Origin of the sequence: Sphingomonas jeddahensis, from assembly GCF_001981525.1 — a bacterium.
In the GTDB taxonomy this organism is placed as follows: domain Bacteria; phylum Pseudomonadota; class Alphaproteobacteria; order Sphingomonadales; family Sphingomonadaceae; genus Sphingomonas; species Sphingomonas jeddahensis.
On the sequence record NZ_MPSB01000001.1, the window covers coordinates 143,363 to 160,867 of the forward strand.

The window sequence follows — 17,505 nt, forward strand, 5'->3', positions numbered from 1 at the left end:
GGGAGAAGGAGGTTGTTGTGTCGCCTCGCGGGTCATCAGCGCCGCAGCGGTCGGCGCTCGCTCAGTTCGTTACGGATCGTCGTTGCTGCGACACCCGCCTCACCCATGGCGTGGCTGATCTGGTCGAGGCCCTTCACCACGTCGCCGGCGGCGAACAGGCCGGGGAGCGTGGTGCGCTGATGTTCGTCGGTGACGATGCAGCCATCATCGGTTCCGCGCGCACCGGCGGCGAGCGCCAGTTCGGAGCGGGTCTCAGAACCGAGCGCCGGATAAACGCTATCGAAGGCCATGCGACCGCCAGCCGTGTCAAGCGCGAGGCGATCGCTCTCGATCGCAAACCTACCACACGGCCCATCAACGCGGGTGACACCGGCAGCGTCGAGGGCAGCGGCGCATTCTTCGTCGAGCATATGCTCTGCATCGGGGGCGATTAGCGTCACGTTCTTGGTATAGCCGCGCAGGAATAGCGCCTCGCGCATCCCGTGCGTGCCGGTGCCGATCACGCCCACGTTCTTGTCGGTGACCTCATATCCATCGCAAACCGGGCAGTAGCGCAGCAACCCGGCGGCGAGCGCCTTGTCATGCAGCGCCGTGTCCATCTTGGGCCGGTTGTTTACCACGCCGGTCGCGAGGAGGACCGTGCGGGCCTTCAGCTCGAAGGCCTTGGTGCGGATGACGAACGTTTCGTCTGTTGGCTCGATCGCGGTCACGGTCGCGTTATGCGAGCGGACGCCGAACGAGGCGGCCTGTTCGCGCATTCGGGCGAGCAAGTCGGGGCCGCTGATCCCGCCGGGAAAGCCGGCATGATTGTGCGTGCACGGGATCAATGCCGCACGGCTCGAGCCGCTGTCGAACAGCGCAATGTCGAGATGGAAGCGAGCGAGATAGATGGCTGCGGTAAGCCCGGCAGGGCCGCCGCCGATGATGACGCAATCGTGCATTCTGGCGGGACGCTTCGGAACGTGGGTGGTTCCGGTTCTTTCTCTCTGCCGCCCGCGTCAAGAGCGGGAGGTCGGATTTGCAGAACGGTTGACGCTTGAACCGACACCGGTAACCCTGCGGCAAAAGGGGAACCGATGATGATCCGCACGCTGACCGCTGCCTTGTTGCTCGCCACGCCTGCTGCCGTGCTGGCGCAAGCGGCGCCAGTGCCAGTGCCGCAGCCTGCCGCTCCTGCTTCGGTCGAGGCGCTGGAGCCGCAGCTTACCGGCTTTTTCGAGGCCTGGATGAAGCAGCAGCATGTGCCCGGCCTCGTCTATGGCGTGGTGAAAGATGGCCGGATGGTGCTGGTCCGCGGGTTGGGCGTGCAGGATGTCGCGAGCAAGCGGCCGGTGACGGCGGACAGTCGCTTCCGTATCGCCTCCATGTCCAAGGCGTTCACCGCCATGGCGATCCTGAAGCTGCGCGACGAGGAGCGACTTTCGCTCGCTGCTCCGGCCGACCGTTACGTGCCCGAGATGCGGGGATGGAGATATCCTACTGCCGACAGCCGCCGTATCCGCGTGGCTGACTTGCTCCACCACAATGCCGGCCTGGTCGAGGACAACCCTTGGGGCGATCGTCAGCAGCCACTGTCCGAACGCAGCTTCACCGCGATGCTGAAGGCCGGCGTGCCATTCGCGCAGGCGCCGGGGCTGAAGATGGAATATTCCAACCTTGGTTATGCCACGCTGGGCCGGATCGTCAGCAACGTCTCGGGCACGCGCTATCAGGACTATATCGGGCGCGAGATCATGGCGCCGCTGGGCATGACGGCAACCGGATACGACGTGCTGAACGGGCCGCAGGAGTTTCGCGCGCTCGGCTATCGATGGCAGGATAACGCGTGGGTGCGCGAGCCGGATATGGCCGATGGCGCGTTCGGCGCAATGGGCGGGGTGCAGACCAGCGCCAATGATTACTGGCGCTGGATCGCCTTCCTGCTCTCCGGCTGGCCGGCGCGCGACGATGCCGAGGCCGGGCCGGTGAAGCGTGCGACGGTGCGCGAGATCGTGGAAGGCGCCAACTTCGTCAGCGTGCAGGAGCGGCGCGGGCCGAGCGGCAACACGTGCCGCGCGCCGGTTGCTTATGCGATGGGCTGGTCGGTGGTGAACGACTGCGACTTGGGGCGGATCGTGACGCATAGCGGCGGCTATCCGGGCTATGGCTCGATCGTGATGATGCTGCCGGACACGGGCGTGGCCGTGTTTGCCTTCGCCAACCGCACCTATGCCGGGCCGGGGCGGCCGGTGGGGCAGGCGCTCTATGCGCTGCGCCAGGCGGGGCTGGCGACGGATCGAGCCGTGCCGGTATCGGCCGATCTGGCGCGGGCCTATACGATCGCGCGCGACGTGTGGCGGACGGGCGATCCAGCCAAGGCGCCGCTGGCCAACAATGTCGTGCTCGATCGCGATCTGGCGCGGCGGCGCAAGGATATCGCGGACCTCAGGAAGCAGGTCGGGACGTGCCGCACCGACGCGGCAATCGTGCCCTCGTCGGCGATGGAAGGGACGTTCACCTGGACGTGTGCGAGCGGTACGGTGAACGGCCGCGTGCAGCGGGCGCCGACGCCGGCGTTGAGTCTTCAGGTGTTGAGCTTTACCGCCGCGCAGTGACCTTCCATGCCACTGTCCTGACGCTCTATCCCGAGATGTTTCCCGGCCCGCTCGGCCATGCCATCGCGGGGCGGGCGCTCGCCGAGGGGCGCTGGTCGCTCGATCCGGTCAACATCCGCGATTTCACCACCGATCGGCACCGGACGGTGGATGATACCCCGGCTGGCGGTGGGGCGGGAATGGTGCTGCGGGTCGACATTCTCGCCGCTGCGGTGGATGCGCAAGGGACGGGGCGGCCGGTGCTGGCGATGACGCCGCGGGGCAAGCCGCTGACCCAGGCACGGGTCCGCGAACTGGCGGCGGGGCCGGGTGCGGTGATCCTGTGCGGGCGGTTCGAAGGGTTCGACGAGCGGCTGTTCGAGGCCCGCGAGGTCGAGGAAGTGTCGATCGGCGACTATGTGCTGTCCGGCGGCGAGACGGCGGCGCTGGTGCTGCTCGATGCTTGCGTTCGGCTGCTTCCGGGCGTAATGGGCGCCGCTTCCAGTGGTGTCGAGGAAAGCCACGAAAGCGGCCTCCTCGAATATCCGCATTATACCCGACCTCAGCAATGGGAAGGGCGCACGATCCCCGAAGTGCTGCGATCGGGGGATCATGCGAAGATCGCCGCCTGGCGCCAGCGCCGGGCGGAGGAAGATACACGGCTACGGCGGCCGGACCTTTGGGAGCGTCACGTTGGCGCTCGGGTCGGTCGCCCTCTGGCGCGCGGCGACGAACGGGAATGAAGTTATGAACCTGATCCAGCAGCTCGAAGCCGAGCAGATCGCGAAGCTGACCGCGAACAAGAAGATCCCTGATTTCCGCCCCGGCGATACGCTGAAGGTCGGCGTGAAGGTGGTCGAGGGCGAGCGTACCCGCGTCCAGAACTACGAAGGCGTGTGCATCGCGCGTGCGAACAAGGGCATGGGCTCGTCGTTCACCGTCCGCAAGATCTCGTTCGGCGAGGGCGTCGAGCGCGTCTTCCCGCTGTATTCGCCAAACATCGATTCGATCGATGTCGTCCGCAAGGGCGCGGTGCGTCGTGCGAAGCTCTACTATCTGCGTGGTCGTACCGGTAAGTCGGCGCGTATCGCCGAACGCCGCGACAACCGTCCGGCAAAGGCCGAAGCCGCCGAGTAATCGGTCCGGTTCTTTGGGTTACGGAAAGGGCGTCGGTGGGAGACCACCGACGCCTTTTTTCTTTGTTGGCGGCGGGGGGAGGAAGAAGCGGGGCCCCGGGTCAAGCCCGGGGTGACGAAGAATAAAAGGCGTCCGCTACTACACCGCCACGTCGCCGCGGACGATCTCGACGATGCGGTCGCCTGGTTCCACACGCCGCGCTGCGTCGTCGAAGTGCCCGACGCACACGCCGTTCCGGAACAGGCGCACGCCGAGGCCGGTTGTAAGCTCGCGCAGGTGTCGGCCCACATCCTCCGGCGTGGCATCGCGTTCGCGCAGCGCGACGCGGCCGTCCACCGCGGCGAGGTCGGTCAGATATTCCGCCACATGCGGGCCGTTGGTCGAGCCGGCGAGCAGCAGCCCGGCGAAGCTGGCGGGGTTGATCACCACATCGGCGCCGGCCTGACGGGCGAGCGCCTCGTTATCATCGGACTTGATCACCGCACTGATCCGCACGTGTTCGGACAAGCGCCGCGCGGTGAGCACGATCAGGATCGTCGTGTCATCGCGTCCGGCCGAGACCATCAGCGTCGAGGCCTGGGCGATACGCGCGATCTTCAGCGTCTCGTCCCGCGTCGCATCGCCGTCGAGCACCACCGCGCCGCATTCCTCGGCATGGTCGAGCGCGTCGCGATTGCGGTCGATCACGACGATTGTGTCGACGTCCTTGCCGCGGCGGCAGAGCTCGCGCAGCGCCTCCGTGCCGCTGGTGCCATAGCCGGCGATGACGATATGTCCGGTCAATTGCCGCTGGATCACCTTCATGCGCCACCTCTGCCAGGTGCGTCGAAGCAGGAAATCATAAGCGGTCCCCAGGAAGATCAGCCACACGAACAGGCGGATCGGCGTCACCACGAAGGTGTCGAACAGCCGGGCGCTGTCCGTCACCGGCACGATGTCGCCATAGCCCACCGTCGTGACGGTAATCATGGTGAAATACAGCACGTCGATGAAGCTGATCGACCCGTCGATATTGTCGCGCAGCCCCTCACGATCGAACCAGTGGCCGCCGAGCGCCACGCCGACGAGGGCCAGCGCGAGGCCCACGCGCAACGCGAGGTTCGCCCAGTCGGACAGGCCACTGCGCTGCCGCAGGTGAAGATCCTTGGCCTGTTTGGTAAGACGCATCGGGGCCTCTTCTACCGATCCCCGCGCGACGATCCAGCCATCCTCTCCGTTCGCGCCGAGCGAAGTCGAGGCACAAACCCAATACGCCAGCGCACGTGGCATCTCCCTCGACTTCGCTTGGGACGAACGGGACGGGAACTTTGCGCTTGCCGCCGCTCCCCGCTAGTCCAACCCTACACATCAGCCGGGAAGAGTGAATGCGCAAATGGATGGCGGCGATCGGGGCAGGGGCGGTGGTCTGGACGGCAAGCGCGGTGGCTGAGCCCGCGAAACCAGCCATGAGGCTGACACTGGAGCGGGTGTTCGCCAGCCCCGATCTGGGCGGCGGCCAGCCGCAGGCACTGCGCCTGTCGCCCGACGGCACGCTGCTCACGTCGGTTCGTCCGCGTGAGGACGAGCGCAATCGTTTCGACCTTTGGGCGATGGACACCCGCACCGGGCAATCACGGATGCTGGTCGATTCGAAGAAGGTCGGCAGCGGCGCCGCACTTTCCGAAGCCGAGAAGATGCAGCGCGAGCGGGATCGATCGAAGACCGGCAAGACCGGCATCCTCGATTACGACTGGTCGCCCGACGGCAAAACGATCCTGGTGCCGGTGGATGGCGAGCTGTTCATTGCCACGCTCGACGGCGAGGTGCGCAAGCTGGAGGGGAGCAAAGGCGCGCTCAATCCGGTGGTGAGCCCGCGCGGCGGTTTCGTGAGCTTCGTGCGCGACCAGAACCTCTGGGTTGGTGCAGCGGATGGCACGGCACGCGCGGTGACCAAAGAAGGCGGGGGCACCGTTCACTTCGGCGAGGCAGAATTCGTCGCGCAGGAGGAAATGCATCGCCGCACCGGCTATTGGTGGTCGCCCGACGACAAATTGATCGCGGTCGAGCGGTTCGACGAGGCGCCGGTGCGCGTGTTCACCCGCGCGTCGATCGGCGCGACGGGCACCAGCATCTACGAACAGCGCTATCCCGCCGCAGGCACGCCCAATGTGCTGGTCGATCTCTTCATCATGAAGCCCGACGGATCGGGGCAGGTGAAGGTCGATCTCGGCGCAGAAAGCGGGACTGGGCGCGACATCTACCTCGCGCGGGTGGATTGGACGCCGGACGGCTCGGCGCTGCTGGTGCAACGTCAGTCGCGCGACCAGCGCACGCTGGACATGCTGCTGGTCGATCCCGCGACGGGCAAGTCGACGGTGATGTTTACCGAGCGCTCGGGCGAGAAGAGCTGGCTCAACCTGTCCGACGCCTATCGCCCGATGAAGGACGGCAGCCTAATCTGGCGCTCCGAGCGCGACGGCTTCGGGCATCTGTATCGCTGGAAGGCGGGTAGGTGGACGCAGCTGACCAAGGGCGAATGGGTGGTCGATTCGTTGGTATCAGTGGACGAGACCGCCGGGCGGCTTGTGTTCACGGGTAACAAGGACGGCGTGCTTGAGCGGCATCTTTACGCGCTCGATCTGAACAAGCCGGATGCGGTTACTCGGCTCACCGAGGCGGGGTGGTTCACCGCGGGCGTGTCGGCCGATGCGACCGGCACCCGCTTCATCATCAGCCGCTCCAACCCGACGCAGCCCAAGCAGACCTATCTCGCCGATGCAAGCGGCAGGCGTATCGCCTGGGTGAACGAGAATGCCGTGACGGGCGCGCATCCCTACGCCCCGTTCCTCGCCACGCATCGCCCGACCGAGTTCGGCACGATCAAGGCCGAGGACGGCACCCCGCTCCACTGGCAGATGATCACGCCGGTGCTGGAGAAGGGGAAGCGCTACCCCGTCTTCTTCATGCATTATGGCGGCCCCGGCAGCCAGGACGTGGCGCGCGACTGGCCCGGCAACATGCCGCTGCGGCAATATCTGGCGCAGCAGGGCTGGATCGTCTTCCAGATCGACAATCGCGGCTCCGACAATCGCGGCAAGGCGTATGAGGATGCGATCTGGCATGCGATGGGGTCGGTCGAGGTGGCCGACCAGCTTGCCGGGGCGGCCTATCTGAAGACGCTGCCGTTTGTCGATCCGGCGAAGATCGCGACCTATGGCTGGTCGTACGGTGGCTATCTGACGCTCAAGATGATGGAGCAGCATCCCGGCGTATTCGCGGCCGGCATCTCGGGCGCGCCTGTGACCGACTGGGCGCTGTACGACACGCATTATACCGAGCGGTTCATGGGCGATCCGACGCGCGATGCGGCGGCTTATGCTGCCTCCAGTGCGCTGCCCGAGGCGACGAAGATCAGCGATCCGCTGCTGATCATGCACGGCATGGCGGACGACAATGTGTTCCTCGACAACACCACGGCGTTCGCGGCGAAGATGCAGGCGGCGAACCGGCCGTTCGAGATGATGCTTTATCCCGGCAAAGCGCATGGCGCGGTGCGCGACGTCCATCCGTGGACGACGATGCTGGCGTTCCTGGATCGGACGGTAAAGAACAAGCCTGCCTCGTCACCCCGGCCTTGAGCCGGGGTCCCGCTGCCTTCCCGCGCGCGCAGAAGAAGAAGCGGACCCCGGCTCAAGTCCGGGGTGACGAAGGTAGGTGGCAGAAGAAAAGCTGCGCCAAGCAAAGCTTTGTTGGCAGAATCTTTCGCTAACGCCTAAGGCGCGCGCGGTTACGAGTTGAAGGACGGGTTTATGGGTTACCGGGTGGTGGTCGCAGGGGCGACGGGCAATGTCGGGCGCGAGATGGTCAACATCCTCGCCGATCGTGAGTTTCCGGCGGATGAAGTGGCGCTTCTGGCGTCGTCCCGCTCGGTCGGCGAGCAGATCGAATACGGCGAAACCGGCAAGATGCTCAAGGTGCAGAACATCGAGCATTTCGATCCCACCGGCTGGGACTTCGCCTTGTTCGCGATCGGCAGCGAGGCGACCAAGGTCTATGCGCCCAAGTTCGCCGCCGCCGGCTGCACGGTGATCGATAATTCGTCGCTATACCGCATGGATCCGGACGTGCCGCTGATCGTGCCCGAGGTGAACCCGGAGGCGATCGACGGCTATCGTGCCAAGAACATCATCGCCAACCCGAATTGCTCCACCGCGCAGATGGTGGTGGCGCTCAAGCCGCTGCACGATGTGGCCAAGATCAAGCGCGTCGTCGTCGCCACCTATCAATCGGTGTCGGGCGCCGGTAAGCAGGGGATGGACGAGCTGTTCGAGCAGAGCCGCAACATCTTCGTCGGCGATCCGGCCGAGCCGAAGAAGTTCACCAAGCAGATCGCCTTTAACGTGATCCCGCACATCGACAGCTTCCTGGACGACGGATCGACCAAGGAAGAATGGAAGATGGTGGTGGAAACCAAGAAGATCATGGATCCGAAGGTGAAGGTGACCGCCACCTGCGTGCGCGTGCCGGTGTTCGTCGGCCATTCGGAAGCGATCAACATCGAGTTCGAGAACGAGATTTCGGCCGAGGAAGCGCAGAAGATCCTCCGGGAGGCGCCCGGCGTCATGCTGGTCGATAAGCGCGAGGACGGAGGATATGTCACGCCGATCGAGTGCGTGGGCGAGTACGCGACCTATGTCAGCCGCGTGCGCGAAGATCCGACGGTGGAGAACGGCCTCGCTTTGTGGTGCGTGAGCGACAATCTGCGCAAGGGCGCGGCGCTGAACGCGGTGCAGATCGCGGAGCTGTTGGGACGGCGGCACCTGCAAAAGGCGGCTTGATCTCGTCACCCCAGTCTTGAGCCGCCCTGTTCCCCGGCGAAGGCCGGGGCCCAGTCGGGGAACAATGTTGGGGGGCGCAGCGCCTGTTATCGCAGCCTTCCCAACTGGGCCCCGGCCTCCGCCGGGGAACAGGTAGCGCTCACCCCTTGTACAACGCCTCCAGCCGCTCGCCATACACCTGCCGCAGCACATGGCGACGGATCTTCAGGCTCGGCGTCAGCTGCTCGTTCTCGATCGTGAACGGCCCGTCCGCCAGGATGAACCGGCGGACGCGCTCGATCACCGACAGATCCTTGTTGGTCCGCTCCACCGCCGCGGCGATCCCCGCGCGATATTCCGCGTTCTGCGCCAGGCTCGCGAAGTCGCACTTCGTCCCGCGCGCGGCGCAAAATTCCTGCGTCCATTCCGGGTCGGGCACGATCACCGCCACCATATGTGGCTTGCGGTCGCCCGCGATCATCGCCTGCATGATTTCGGGCTGGAGGGTCAGCATCCCCTCGACCTTCTGGGGCGCGATATTATCGCCCTTGTCGTTGATGATGAGGTCCTTCTTGCGATCGGTGATCTTGATCCGTCCGACCTCGTCGATCACGCCGATGTCGCCGGTGTGGAGCCAGCCATCGTGCAGCACCCGCGCGGTTTCCGCCGGGTTGCGCCAATAGCCGTGCATCACCAGCTCGCCGCGCACCAGGATCTCGCCGTCCTCGGCGATCCGCACCTCGGTGTTGGGCAGCGGCGGGCCGACGCTGTCCACCGTCACGCCCACCTTGGGCCGGTTGCACGAGATCACCGGCCCTGCCTCGGTCTGGCCATAGCCTTGCAGAAAGGTGACGCCGAGCGACTGGAAGAACACGCCCACTTCCGGCGTCAGCGGCGCGCCGCCCGATACCATCGCCTTCATCCGCCCGCCGAACTTCTTGGCGATTTTGGGCTTGAACACACGATCGACGACCAGCGCCTTGGGCCGGTCGACCAGCCGCAGCGTGCCTGCCGCGCGCCGCGCGCCGATGTCGAGCGCGGCGCCCAGCAGCTTCTGCGACGCGCCGCCCTGCTTGGCGATCACCTTGCTGATCCGCGTGCGCAGTACCTCGAACAGGCGCGGCACGACGAACATGATCGTCGGCTGCACTTCCTCCATGTTGGCGGCGAGCTTTTCCAGGCTCTCCGCATAGAAGATCTGCCCGCCCATCGCGATCGGCAGCATCTGCCCGCCGGTATGCTCATAAGCGTGGCTGAGCGGGAGGAACGAGAGGAACACTTCGTCGCCCCAGCCGAGATCCTCGGAGATGACGTCCGCGCAGCCGGCGATATTGTGGAGGATCGCGCCGTGGTGCAGCATCACACCGCGCGGCGCGCCGCCGGTGCCCGACGTGTAGATGATGCAGGCGGTGTCCGCACGGGTAAAGGTGACGTGCGCGGCGGCATCCCCCGGATCGGTGGCATGTTCCTCGATCAGCCCGGCCCAGCTGCAACTGCGCACGCCGGAGGGGCGGGGGCGCAACTGGTCGATGGCGATCACCGTCTCAATATGCGTCGTGCGCAGCACCGCCTTGAGCAATGTGTCGGCGAGCTTCTGCGTCGAGACGATCACCGCGCGCGCACCCGAATTTTCGATGACGTGCGCATGGTCGCGCTCGGTATTGGTGGTGTAGGTCGGCACGGTGATGCAACCCGCGGCCATGATGGCGAGATCGCTGATGCACCATTCCGGCCGGTTCTCGCTGACCAGCATCACCCGGTCGCCCGGCTGGAGCCCGATATGCTTCAGCGCCGCGGCGAGGCTGGCGACCTGTCGCGCGGCCTCCGCCCAGCTCGTCGCCTGCCACGCGCCATTGCGTTTGGCGGAGAGGAACGGCGCGTCACCCTTCTCCCGCGCACGCGTGAAGAACATCGTCACGATGTTCGGGAAATGCTCCAGCTTGCGCATCTATACTCTCCTATCCTCCCCCGAACGGCGAGGGGGACCGCCAGCCGCAGGCTGGTGGTGAAGGGGCGGCCTTCACACGCACGTTATCCGCCGTGGCGCCGCCCCTCGACCAGCCTTCGGCTGGTCCCCCTCCTCGTCCCGGAGAGGAGATTATCACTGCTTCAACGCCGTGCCGACGCTGCGCGGATCGGGCGCGCCGACCCATCCGCTTGCCGTCTTCTCCGCGGCATTGGCCTTCAGCCCCAGCTTCGACACCGTCACCTTATGGCCCATCGCCTCCAGCGCCGGCTGCATCGCGGGAAGGCTGGTGCCCTGTTCCAGCACCAGCCCGTCCTTGTTGAAGAACACCAGCCCTAGGCCAAGCGCGTCGCGAGCCGGCAGCTTCCAGTCGAAATGCGCGACGATCGCCTTGGCGACCTGCATGATGATCGTCTTGCCACCGGCTGCGCCGACGGTGAACACCGGCGCGCCGCTCGCATCATAGACGATCGTCGGCGACATGGACGACAGCGGCCGCTTGCCCGGCTGCACGCGGTTGGCGACGGGCGCGCCGTCCTTCTCCGGCGCGAGGCTGAAGTCGGTCAGCTCGTTGTTGAGCATATAGCCGTTGGCAATCAGCTGGCTGCCGAACGGCATTTCGATCGTCGAGGTCATGGTGGCGATATCGCCATCCGCGTCGACCGCGACGAAGTGAGTCGTGCCATGCTCGTTGTGCTGCGGCGCGGCGGTGCGCGGCTGGGCACCCGGCGGCGTTCCCGGCTGATAGGTGCCGAGCGCGCGCGCCTGTGAGATCAGGCCCGATCGCTTGGCGATATAGCCCTTGTCGATCAGCCCGGCGACCGGCACGTCGACGAAATCGGCATCGCCGAGATACTTGTCGCGATCGGCGTAAGCGAGCTGCATCGCCTCGCCGATCAAATGCCAGGCCACGGGCGAATCCTTGCCGAGCTTGACGAGGTCGAACCGCTCCAGCATGCCGAGGATCTGGAGCACGGTCGTCGCGCCCGAGGAAGGCGGACCCATGCCGCACACCTTGTAGCTGCGATAGCTGCCGCACACCGGCGCGCGCTCCTTCGCCTGATAAGCTGCGAGATCGGCTTCGGTCATGTCGCCGGGCGCAACTTTCGCGGTGGTGACGGCGGCGACCAGCGCCTTGGCATTGTCGCCGGTGTAGAAGGCGTCGGGCCCCTCGTCGGCGATCTTGCGCAGCAGCTTCGCGAGCGTCGGGTTGGTGATCCGTTCCCCTTCGGTCAGCGGCTTGCCGCCCCGCGAATACATTGCGGCGACCTGCGGGAAGCGGCCGACCTTATCCGCCGTACCGGTCGAGGTGCCGCCCTCTGGCCCTGCGACGGCCGTGCGGCCACCGCCCCACAAAGGCGTCAGGTTCGTGCTCGCGGCCGCCATCGGGCGCGTCACCGTGTAGCCGCCTTCGGCAAGCCGGATCGCCGGGGCGAACAGCGCCTTCCACGGCAGCTTGCCCCATTTCCTGTTGGCGAGCGCCGCCAACCGCACGTTGCCGGGCACGCCGACCGACTTGCCGCCCGGAAACGCCTGCACATGCGGGATTGGCTTGCCGTCAGGCCCGAGAAAGCGCTGCGGCGTCGCAGCCATCGGGGCCTTTTCGCGCCCGTCGATCGTCTCCAGCGGGCCGCCGGCGCTCTGATGCAGCAGAAAGCCGCCACCGCCGATACCGCTTGATTGCGGCTCCACGACGGTCAGCGCGATCATCATCGCCATCGCCGCATCGGCGGCCGAGCCACCGGCGCGCAGGATCTCACGGCCGGCCTCCGTAGCGCGCGGATCGGCGGAGGTGACCATTCCCTGAGCGTAAGCGGGAACGGGGGCGAGCAGCGCGGCAAGCGCGAGCATGGTCTTCATGGCCCGCGACCCTATCGGCGCGTGTCCCCGCGTCAACCGGCGCCGACCGCCTCGGTTATCGAGCCATAGCCATCGCGCCGAAGCAGCGCCGCCAGTTCGCGCAGGATGCGCACCGGCAAACCCGGGCCGGCATAGACCATGGCGCTGTAGAGCTGGACGAGGCTCGCACCGGCGCGAATGCGAGCATAAGCCTCCGCTCCGCTGTCGATCCCGCCGACCGCAATCAGCGGGATCGCGCCGCCCGTCGCTTGCCGGAAGGCGCGCAGCTTCTCCCGGGCAAGCACCGCCAGCGGTGCGCCGGACAGCCCGCCTGTTTCGCCGGCGTTGCCGGACACAAGCGGTGGGCGAGAGATCGTGGTATTGCCCAGGATCAGCGCGTCTAGCCGGTGATCAATTACCGCCGCGGCAATGTCTTCAATCGCTGAAGGCTCCAGATCAGGCGCGACCTTCAGGAACAGCGGTCTCGCCGCAGCGGCTGCGCGCGTCGCCGCAAGCAGATCGCGGAGTGCGGCGCCATGTTGCAGGTCGCGCAGCCCCGGTGTGTTGGGCGAACTGACGTTGATCGTCACATAATCCGCCACCCGCGCCGCCGCAGTCACGCCATGAACATAGTCCGCGACCCGATCCGCGGCATCCTTGTTCGCGCCGACATTGAGCCCCAGCACGCCGCGCCGCTTCGCCGGCAGTCGAGCCAGCGCCGCGTGGAGCCCGCCGTTGTTGAACCCCATGCGGTTGATCACCGCGCGATCCTCGACCAGCCGGAACAGGCGCGGCTTAGGATTGCCGGTCTGGGGCAGGGGGGTCAGCGTCCCCACCTCGACCGCGCCGAACCCCAGCGCATGCAGCCCCGCCACCGCCTCGCCATCCTTGTCGACCCCCGCCGCCACGCCAAGCGGGTTGGCGAAGTCGATCCCGGCCACGCTCGTCGCGAGCACCGGATCGGTGAACGAACGTCGCCCCATGGTGCCGGCACTGCCCCACGCCGCCAGCGCGCGGATGGTCAGGCGATGCGCGCGTTCGGCATCGAGGGCGAAAAGGGCAGGCCGCAGGGGAAAGCTCATCCCCGCGCGGTGCCCGCGAACCGCCGGAGAGATCAACCCCTCATTGTTGGTTGCGACAGGACCTGTGACGCACCGCAACATGGTGGTTGATTTCCGTCACGCGCGCGCCCATCTGCCAATCGGAACGATATAGTCCGATTTGAGAACCGCTCGCAACATGCGCCTGTCCAGCCTTGCCGATTATGCCGTCGTGATGATGACGGCCGCGGCGCGCCATTGCGGTGGGCTGGCACGCGTAAACGCGACCGGCCTCGCGCAGGAGACCGGCGTGCCGCTCCCCACGGCGCAGAAGCTTGTCAGTCGCTTGTCGTCTGCCGGTCTTATCGAGAGCACGCGTGGAACCGGCGGCGGCTTTCGCCTGTCGCGCCCGCCAGCGACGATTACGCTCGCCGACATCATCGAGGCGGTGGAGGGGCCGATCGCGCTCACCAACTGCGTCGATACGTCGCATCAGGAGTGCGCGCTCGACGGCAGCTGCCGCGTCAAGCCGCATTGGCCGGTCGTCAACCGCGCCGTCCGCGATGCGCTGGCGGGGGTCACGTTGACGCAGCTCGCAACCCAAGCTCCCCTCCCGCTTGCGGGAGGGGTTGGGGGAGGGCCTGTCCGGTCTACCCCCGCCTTCGACATTCCCTCCCCTAACCCCTCCCGCAAGCGGGAGGGGGAACAGGTATTATGATGGCTACCAAGAACGCCGAGGCGCTTGCCGCCGTTTCGAAGAAGTACGAATGGGGCTTCGCCACCGACGTCGAGCAGGACTTCGCGCCCAAGGGGCTGAGCGAGGATACTGTTCGCTACATCTCCGCCAAGAAGGGTGAGCCCGAGTGGATGCTCGACTGGCGGCTTAAGGCATTTCGTAAGTGGCTGACGATGGAATCGCCGGATTGGGCGAAGCTGTCGATCCCGCCGATCGACTATCAGGACGCCTATTACTACGCGGAGCCGAAGCAGAAGAAGACGATCGCGTCGCTCGATGAGCTCGATCCCGAAATCCGGCGCACTTACGAGAAGCTCGGCATCCCGATCGCCGAGCAGGAAGTTCTCGCCGGCGTCGAAGGCGCCCGCAAGGTAGCGGTCGACGCGGTATTCGACAGCGTCTCGGTCGCCACGACCTTCCGCGAGGAGTTGAAGGCGGCTGGTGTCATCTTCCTGTCGATCAGCGAGGCGATCCGCGAGTATCCCGATCTTGTGAAGAAGTGGCTCGGCAAGGTTGTGCCACAGCATGACAATTACTTCGCGACATTGAACAGCGCGGTCTTCTCCGACGGCACCTTCGTGTACGTGCCCGAGGGCGTGCGCTGCCCGATGGAGCTGTCGACCTATTTCCGCATTAATGCTGAGAATACGGGCCAGTTCGAGCGCACGCTGATCGTCGCCGACAAGGGCTCCTACGTCTCGTATCTCGAGGGCTGCACAGCCCCGATGCGCGACGAGAACCAGCTCCACGCCGCGGTGGTGGAACTGGTCGCGCTGGACGACGCCGAGATCAAATATTCCACCGTGCAGAATTGGTATCCCGGCGACGAGAATGGCGTCGGCGGCATCTACAATTTCGTCACCAAGCGCGCTTTGTGCCAGGGCAAGAACAGCAAGGTGTCGTGGACCCAGGTCGAGACCGGCTCGGCGGTGACCTGGAAGTATCCCTCGTGCGTGCTGGCGGGCGAGAACAGCGTCGGCGAATTCTATTCGGTTGCGGTAACGAACAACCGCCAGCAGGCCGACACCGGCACCAAGATGATCCACCTCGGCAAGGGATCGCGCTCAACGATCGTGTCGAAGGGAATCAGCGCCGGTCGTTCGGATAACACGTATCGCGGGCTGGTGCGCGTGGCCCCGACCGCAGAAGGCGTGCGCAACTTCACCCAGTGCGATTCGCTGCTGCTCGGCGACCAGTGCGGCGCGCATACCGTGCCGTATATCGAGGTGCGCAATCCGAGCGCGCAGATCGAGCATGAGGCGACCACCTCGAAAATCAGCGAAGATCAGCTGTTCTACGCGATGAGCCGCGGGCTGGATCAGGAAGCCGCGGTGGCGCTGATCGTCAACGGGTTCGCTCGCGAGGTGCTGCAGCAGCTGCCGATGGAGTTTGCGGTGGAAGCGCAGAAGCTGCTTGGCATCAGCCTTGAAGGTTCGGTCGGATGACCATGTGTACCACGTCCTCAGCCCTCATCGCCTCAGTTCGGAATAACCATGCTCAAGATTGAAGACCTCCACGCCGAAATTGACGGCAAGCCGATCCTCAAGGGCCTCACCCTGTCCGTGAATGCGGGCGAGGTGCATGCGATCATGGGGCCGAACGGTGCTGGCAAGTCGACGCTCGGCTATGTGCTCGGCGGCCGCCCCGGTTACGAGGTGACCGAGGGCAGCGTCACGTTCGATGGGCAGGACCTCCTCGAACTGGAACCGCACGAGCGCGCCGCGGCCGGCGTGTTCCTCGGCTTCCAGTATCCGGTCGAGATCCCCGGCGTGTCCAACGTCCAATTCCTGCGCGAGAGCCTCAATGCCCAGCGCGCCGGCCGCGGCGAGAAGCCGTTGTCGGGTGCCGAGTTCCTAAAGCTTGCACGCAGCCAGGCCGACGCGCTCGGCCTTGACCAGGAGATGCTAAAGCGCCCGGTCAACGTCGGCTTTTCGGGCGGCGAGAAGAAGCGCAACGAGATGGTCCAGATGGGCATCATCGATCCCAAGTTCGCGATCCTCGACGAGACGGACAGCGGCCTCGACATCGACGCGCTGCGCATCGTGGGCGATGGTATCAACCGCATCATGCGCCAGCCCACCAAGGCCGTGCTGCTGATCACCCACTATCAGCGGCTGCTCGATTACGTGAAGCCGGACTTCGTCCATGTCCTTGCCGACGGCCGCATCACGCGATCGGGCGGCGCGGAGCTGGCGCATCAGCTCGAGCGTGAGGGATATGCGGAGATTGCGGCGTGAGTGACGCCGTGCTCGATCTCCCCTCCACCCGCGAGGAAGCATGGCGCTGGGCCGACCTCGGCGGCCTCGCCGCAGCCGCCGCGCTCGCGCCGATCGCCGCGCCGGAGGCCGACTTCCTCGATCTCCCCGGCGCCAAGCTGCTCTTTCTCGATGGGAAGCTCGACGAAGCACGCAGCGACCTTCACCGCGTTACGCTCATCGAGCTGGGCGGAGACGAACACGCGCTCGGCCGCCGCGCGACCGGCACCGGCTGGTCGCTGCGGCTCGACGCGCAGGCGGTCACGCACCCGGTGCAGATCGTCCATGTCGCCACGGGCCGCGAGAACCATCTGCCGTCCGAGATCGTCCTCGCCGACGATGCCGCGGCCGAGATCGTCGAAACCTTTGTCGGCGCCGGTTGGCAGAACCGCTTCACCCGCACGCAGCTCGGCAAAGGCGCGCGCCTGATGCGCTCGGTTCGCCTGCTTCAGCCCGCCGGCTTCGTGTCGCTGCGCGAGGCCGCGCAGGTCGGCGAAGCGGCAAGCCTCATTACCGTGTTCCTGGGCGCCGGCGGGCAGGGGAGCCGCATCGACGCGCAGCTCACCATGGCGGGCGAGGGCGCGTTCGTCGAATATGGCGGCGCCTTGCTCACTTCTGCCGAACAGAAGCAGGAATGCGCCGTCCGCGTGAACCACGCACAGCCGAATGGGGCGTCGCGTCAGGTGTGGCGCGCGGTCGCAGCGGATCGCTCGGCGGTCAGCCTCGCCGCAGCGGTCGAAGTCGCGCGGCATGCGCAGAAGACCGACGGCGAACAGTCGCTCCGCGGCCTGCTGCTCGATCGCACCGCGACGGTGAATCTGAAGCCCGAGCTGGAGATTTTCGCCGACGACGTGAAATGCGCCCATGGCGCGACGGTCGGCGAACTCGACCAGCGCGCGCTCTTCTACATGCAGAGCCGCGGCATTCCGCGCACCCGCGCGCAGGCGATCCTGACGCGCGCCTTCGTCGCCGACGCGCTGGAACGGATCGGCGACGAGACGGTGCGCAAAGGGTTCGAAGCCGACGCCGACGCCTGGCTGGACGCTGCGTTGTGATAAGTGCCGCTTCTATCCTCCCCGGAACGGGGAGGGGGACCGCCGCGCGCAGCGCGGTGGTGGAGGGGCGCTTCCACAAGCGAGTCCCTATGTGGAGACGCCCCTCCA

At 66.2% G+C, this 17,505-nt stretch carries 12 protein-coding genes and 2 pseudogenes; 9 read left to right on the forward strand and 5 right to left on the reverse strand.

The genetic code is table 11. The features are described from left to right. Positions 1 to 35: 35 nt before the first annotated feature. Positions 36 to 941: an NAD(P)/FAD-dependent oxidoreductase gene (locus tag SPHI_RS00610; protein ID WP_076742958.1), complete on the reverse strand. Its 906-nt coding sequence runs from the start codon at positions 939 to 941 to the stop codon at positions 36 to 38. Between the two features lie 135 nt (positions 942 to 1,076). On the opposite strand from SPHI_RS00610, the gene SPHI_RS00615 reads away from it, so the two are divergent. The 3 genes and pseudogenes from SPHI_RS00615 to rplS all read left to right on the forward strand — a co-directional run bounded on the left by SPHI_RS00615 (position 1,077) and on the right by rplS (position 3,710). Further along, positions 1,077 to 2,594, forward strand: a complete 1,518-nt coding sequence (locus SPHI_RS00615; RefSeq protein ID WP_233130568.1) for a serine hydrolase domain-containing protein — start codon at positions 1,077 to 1,079, stop codon at positions 2,592 to 2,594. Beyond that, a pseudogene (gene trmD / locus SPHI_RS00620) lies at positions 2,591 to 3,324 on the forward strand (tRNA (guanosine(37)-N1)-methyltransferase TrmD). The gene SPHI_RS00615 and the pseudogene trmD overlap by 4 nt, the downstream one beginning before the upstream one ends. Continuing rightward, positions 3,321 to 3,710 (forward strand): 50S ribosomal protein L19, encoded by a 390-nt coding sequence (rplS, locus tag SPHI_RS00625; RefSeq protein ID WP_076742960.1) that lies wholly within the window; start codon positions 3,321 to 3,323, stop codon positions 3,708 to 3,710. The pseudogene trmD and the gene rplS overlap by 4 nt, the downstream one beginning before the upstream one ends. Before the next feature lie 138 nt (positions 3,711 to 3,848). Here the strand turns inward: rplS and SPHI_RS00630 are convergent, their stop codons facing one another. Beyond that, a complete protein-coding gene (locus SPHI_RS00630) occupies positions 3,849 to 4,877 on the reverse strand; it encodes a potassium channel family protein (RefSeq protein ID WP_076742961.1) in 1,029 nt (342 codons plus the stop codon). A gap of 197 nt (positions 4,878 to 5,074) precedes the next feature. Here SPHI_RS00630 and SPHI_RS00635 point away from each other — a divergent pair, with 197 nt between their 5' ends. Further along, positions 5,075 to 7,327 (forward strand): S9 family peptidase, encoded by a 2,253-nt coding sequence (locus tag SPHI_RS00635; RefSeq protein ID WP_076742962.1) that lies wholly within the window; start codon positions 5,075 to 5,077, stop codon positions 7,325 to 7,327. 171 nt (positions 7,328 to 7,498) lie between these two features. After that, positions 7,499 to 8,527 (forward strand): aspartate-semialdehyde dehydrogenase, encoded by a 1,029-nt coding sequence (locus SPHI_RS00640; protein WP_076742963.1) that lies wholly within the window; start codon positions 7,499 to 7,501, stop codon positions 8,525 to 8,527. A gap of 139 nt (positions 8,528 to 8,666) precedes the next feature. On the opposite strand, the gene SPHI_RS00645 is transcribed toward SPHI_RS00640, so the two are convergent. The 3 genes from SPHI_RS00645 to SPHI_RS00655 all read right to left on the reverse strand — a co-directional run bounded on the left by SPHI_RS00645 (position 8,667) and on the right by SPHI_RS00655 (position 13,393). After that, positions 8,667 to 10,454, reverse strand: a complete 1,788-nt coding sequence (locus SPHI_RS00645; RefSeq protein WP_076742964.1) for an AMP-dependent synthetase/ligase — start codon at positions 10,452 to 10,454, stop codon at positions 8,667 to 8,669. 153 nt (positions 10,455 to 10,607) lie between these two features. After that, the gene (locus SPHI_RS00650) at positions 10,608 to 12,332 is read right to left on the reverse strand and encodes a gamma-glutamyltransferase family protein (protein WP_076742965.1); all 1,725 of its coding nucleotides are present in this window, start codon (positions 12,330 to 12,332) and stop codon (positions 10,608 to 10,610) included. Between the two features lie 32 nt (positions 12,333 to 12,364). Further along, complete coding sequence (locus tag SPHI_RS00655) at positions 12,365 to 13,393, reverse strand: quinone-dependent dihydroorotate dehydrogenase (RefSeq protein ID WP_076742966.1); 1,029 nt, start codon at positions 13,391 to 13,393, stop codon at positions 12,365 to 12,367. Between the two features lie 157 nt (positions 13,394 to 13,550). Here SPHI_RS00655 and SPHI_RS00660 point away from each other — a divergent pair. From SPHI_RS00660 to SPHI_RS00675, 4 genes and pseudogenes are all read left to right on the forward strand, one after another. Next, positions 13,551 to 13,955: pseudogene (locus SPHI_RS00660) on the forward strand (SUF system Fe-S cluster assembly regulator); the annotation flags it as partial. Between the two features lie 113 nt (positions 13,956 to 14,068). Then, complete coding sequence (sufB, locus tag SPHI_RS00665) at positions 14,069 to 15,532, forward strand: Fe-S cluster assembly protein SufB (RefSeq protein ID WP_076743220.1); 1,464 nt, start codon at positions 14,069 to 14,071, stop codon at positions 15,530 to 15,532. 48 nt (positions 15,533 to 15,580) lie between these two features. Further along, a complete protein-coding gene (gene sufC / locus SPHI_RS00670) occupies positions 15,581 to 16,324 on the forward strand; it encodes a Fe-S cluster assembly ATPase SufC (RefSeq protein ID WP_076742968.1) in 744 nt (247 codons plus the stop codon). Beyond that, entirely contained in the window at positions 16,321 to 17,397 is a 1,077-nt protein-coding gene (locus SPHI_RS00675; RefSeq protein ID WP_083719557.1) for a SufD family Fe-S cluster assembly protein, read from the forward strand. The genes sufC and SPHI_RS00675 overlap by 4 nt, the downstream gene beginning before the upstream one ends. Positions 17,398 to 17,505 lie beyond the last annotated feature (108 nt).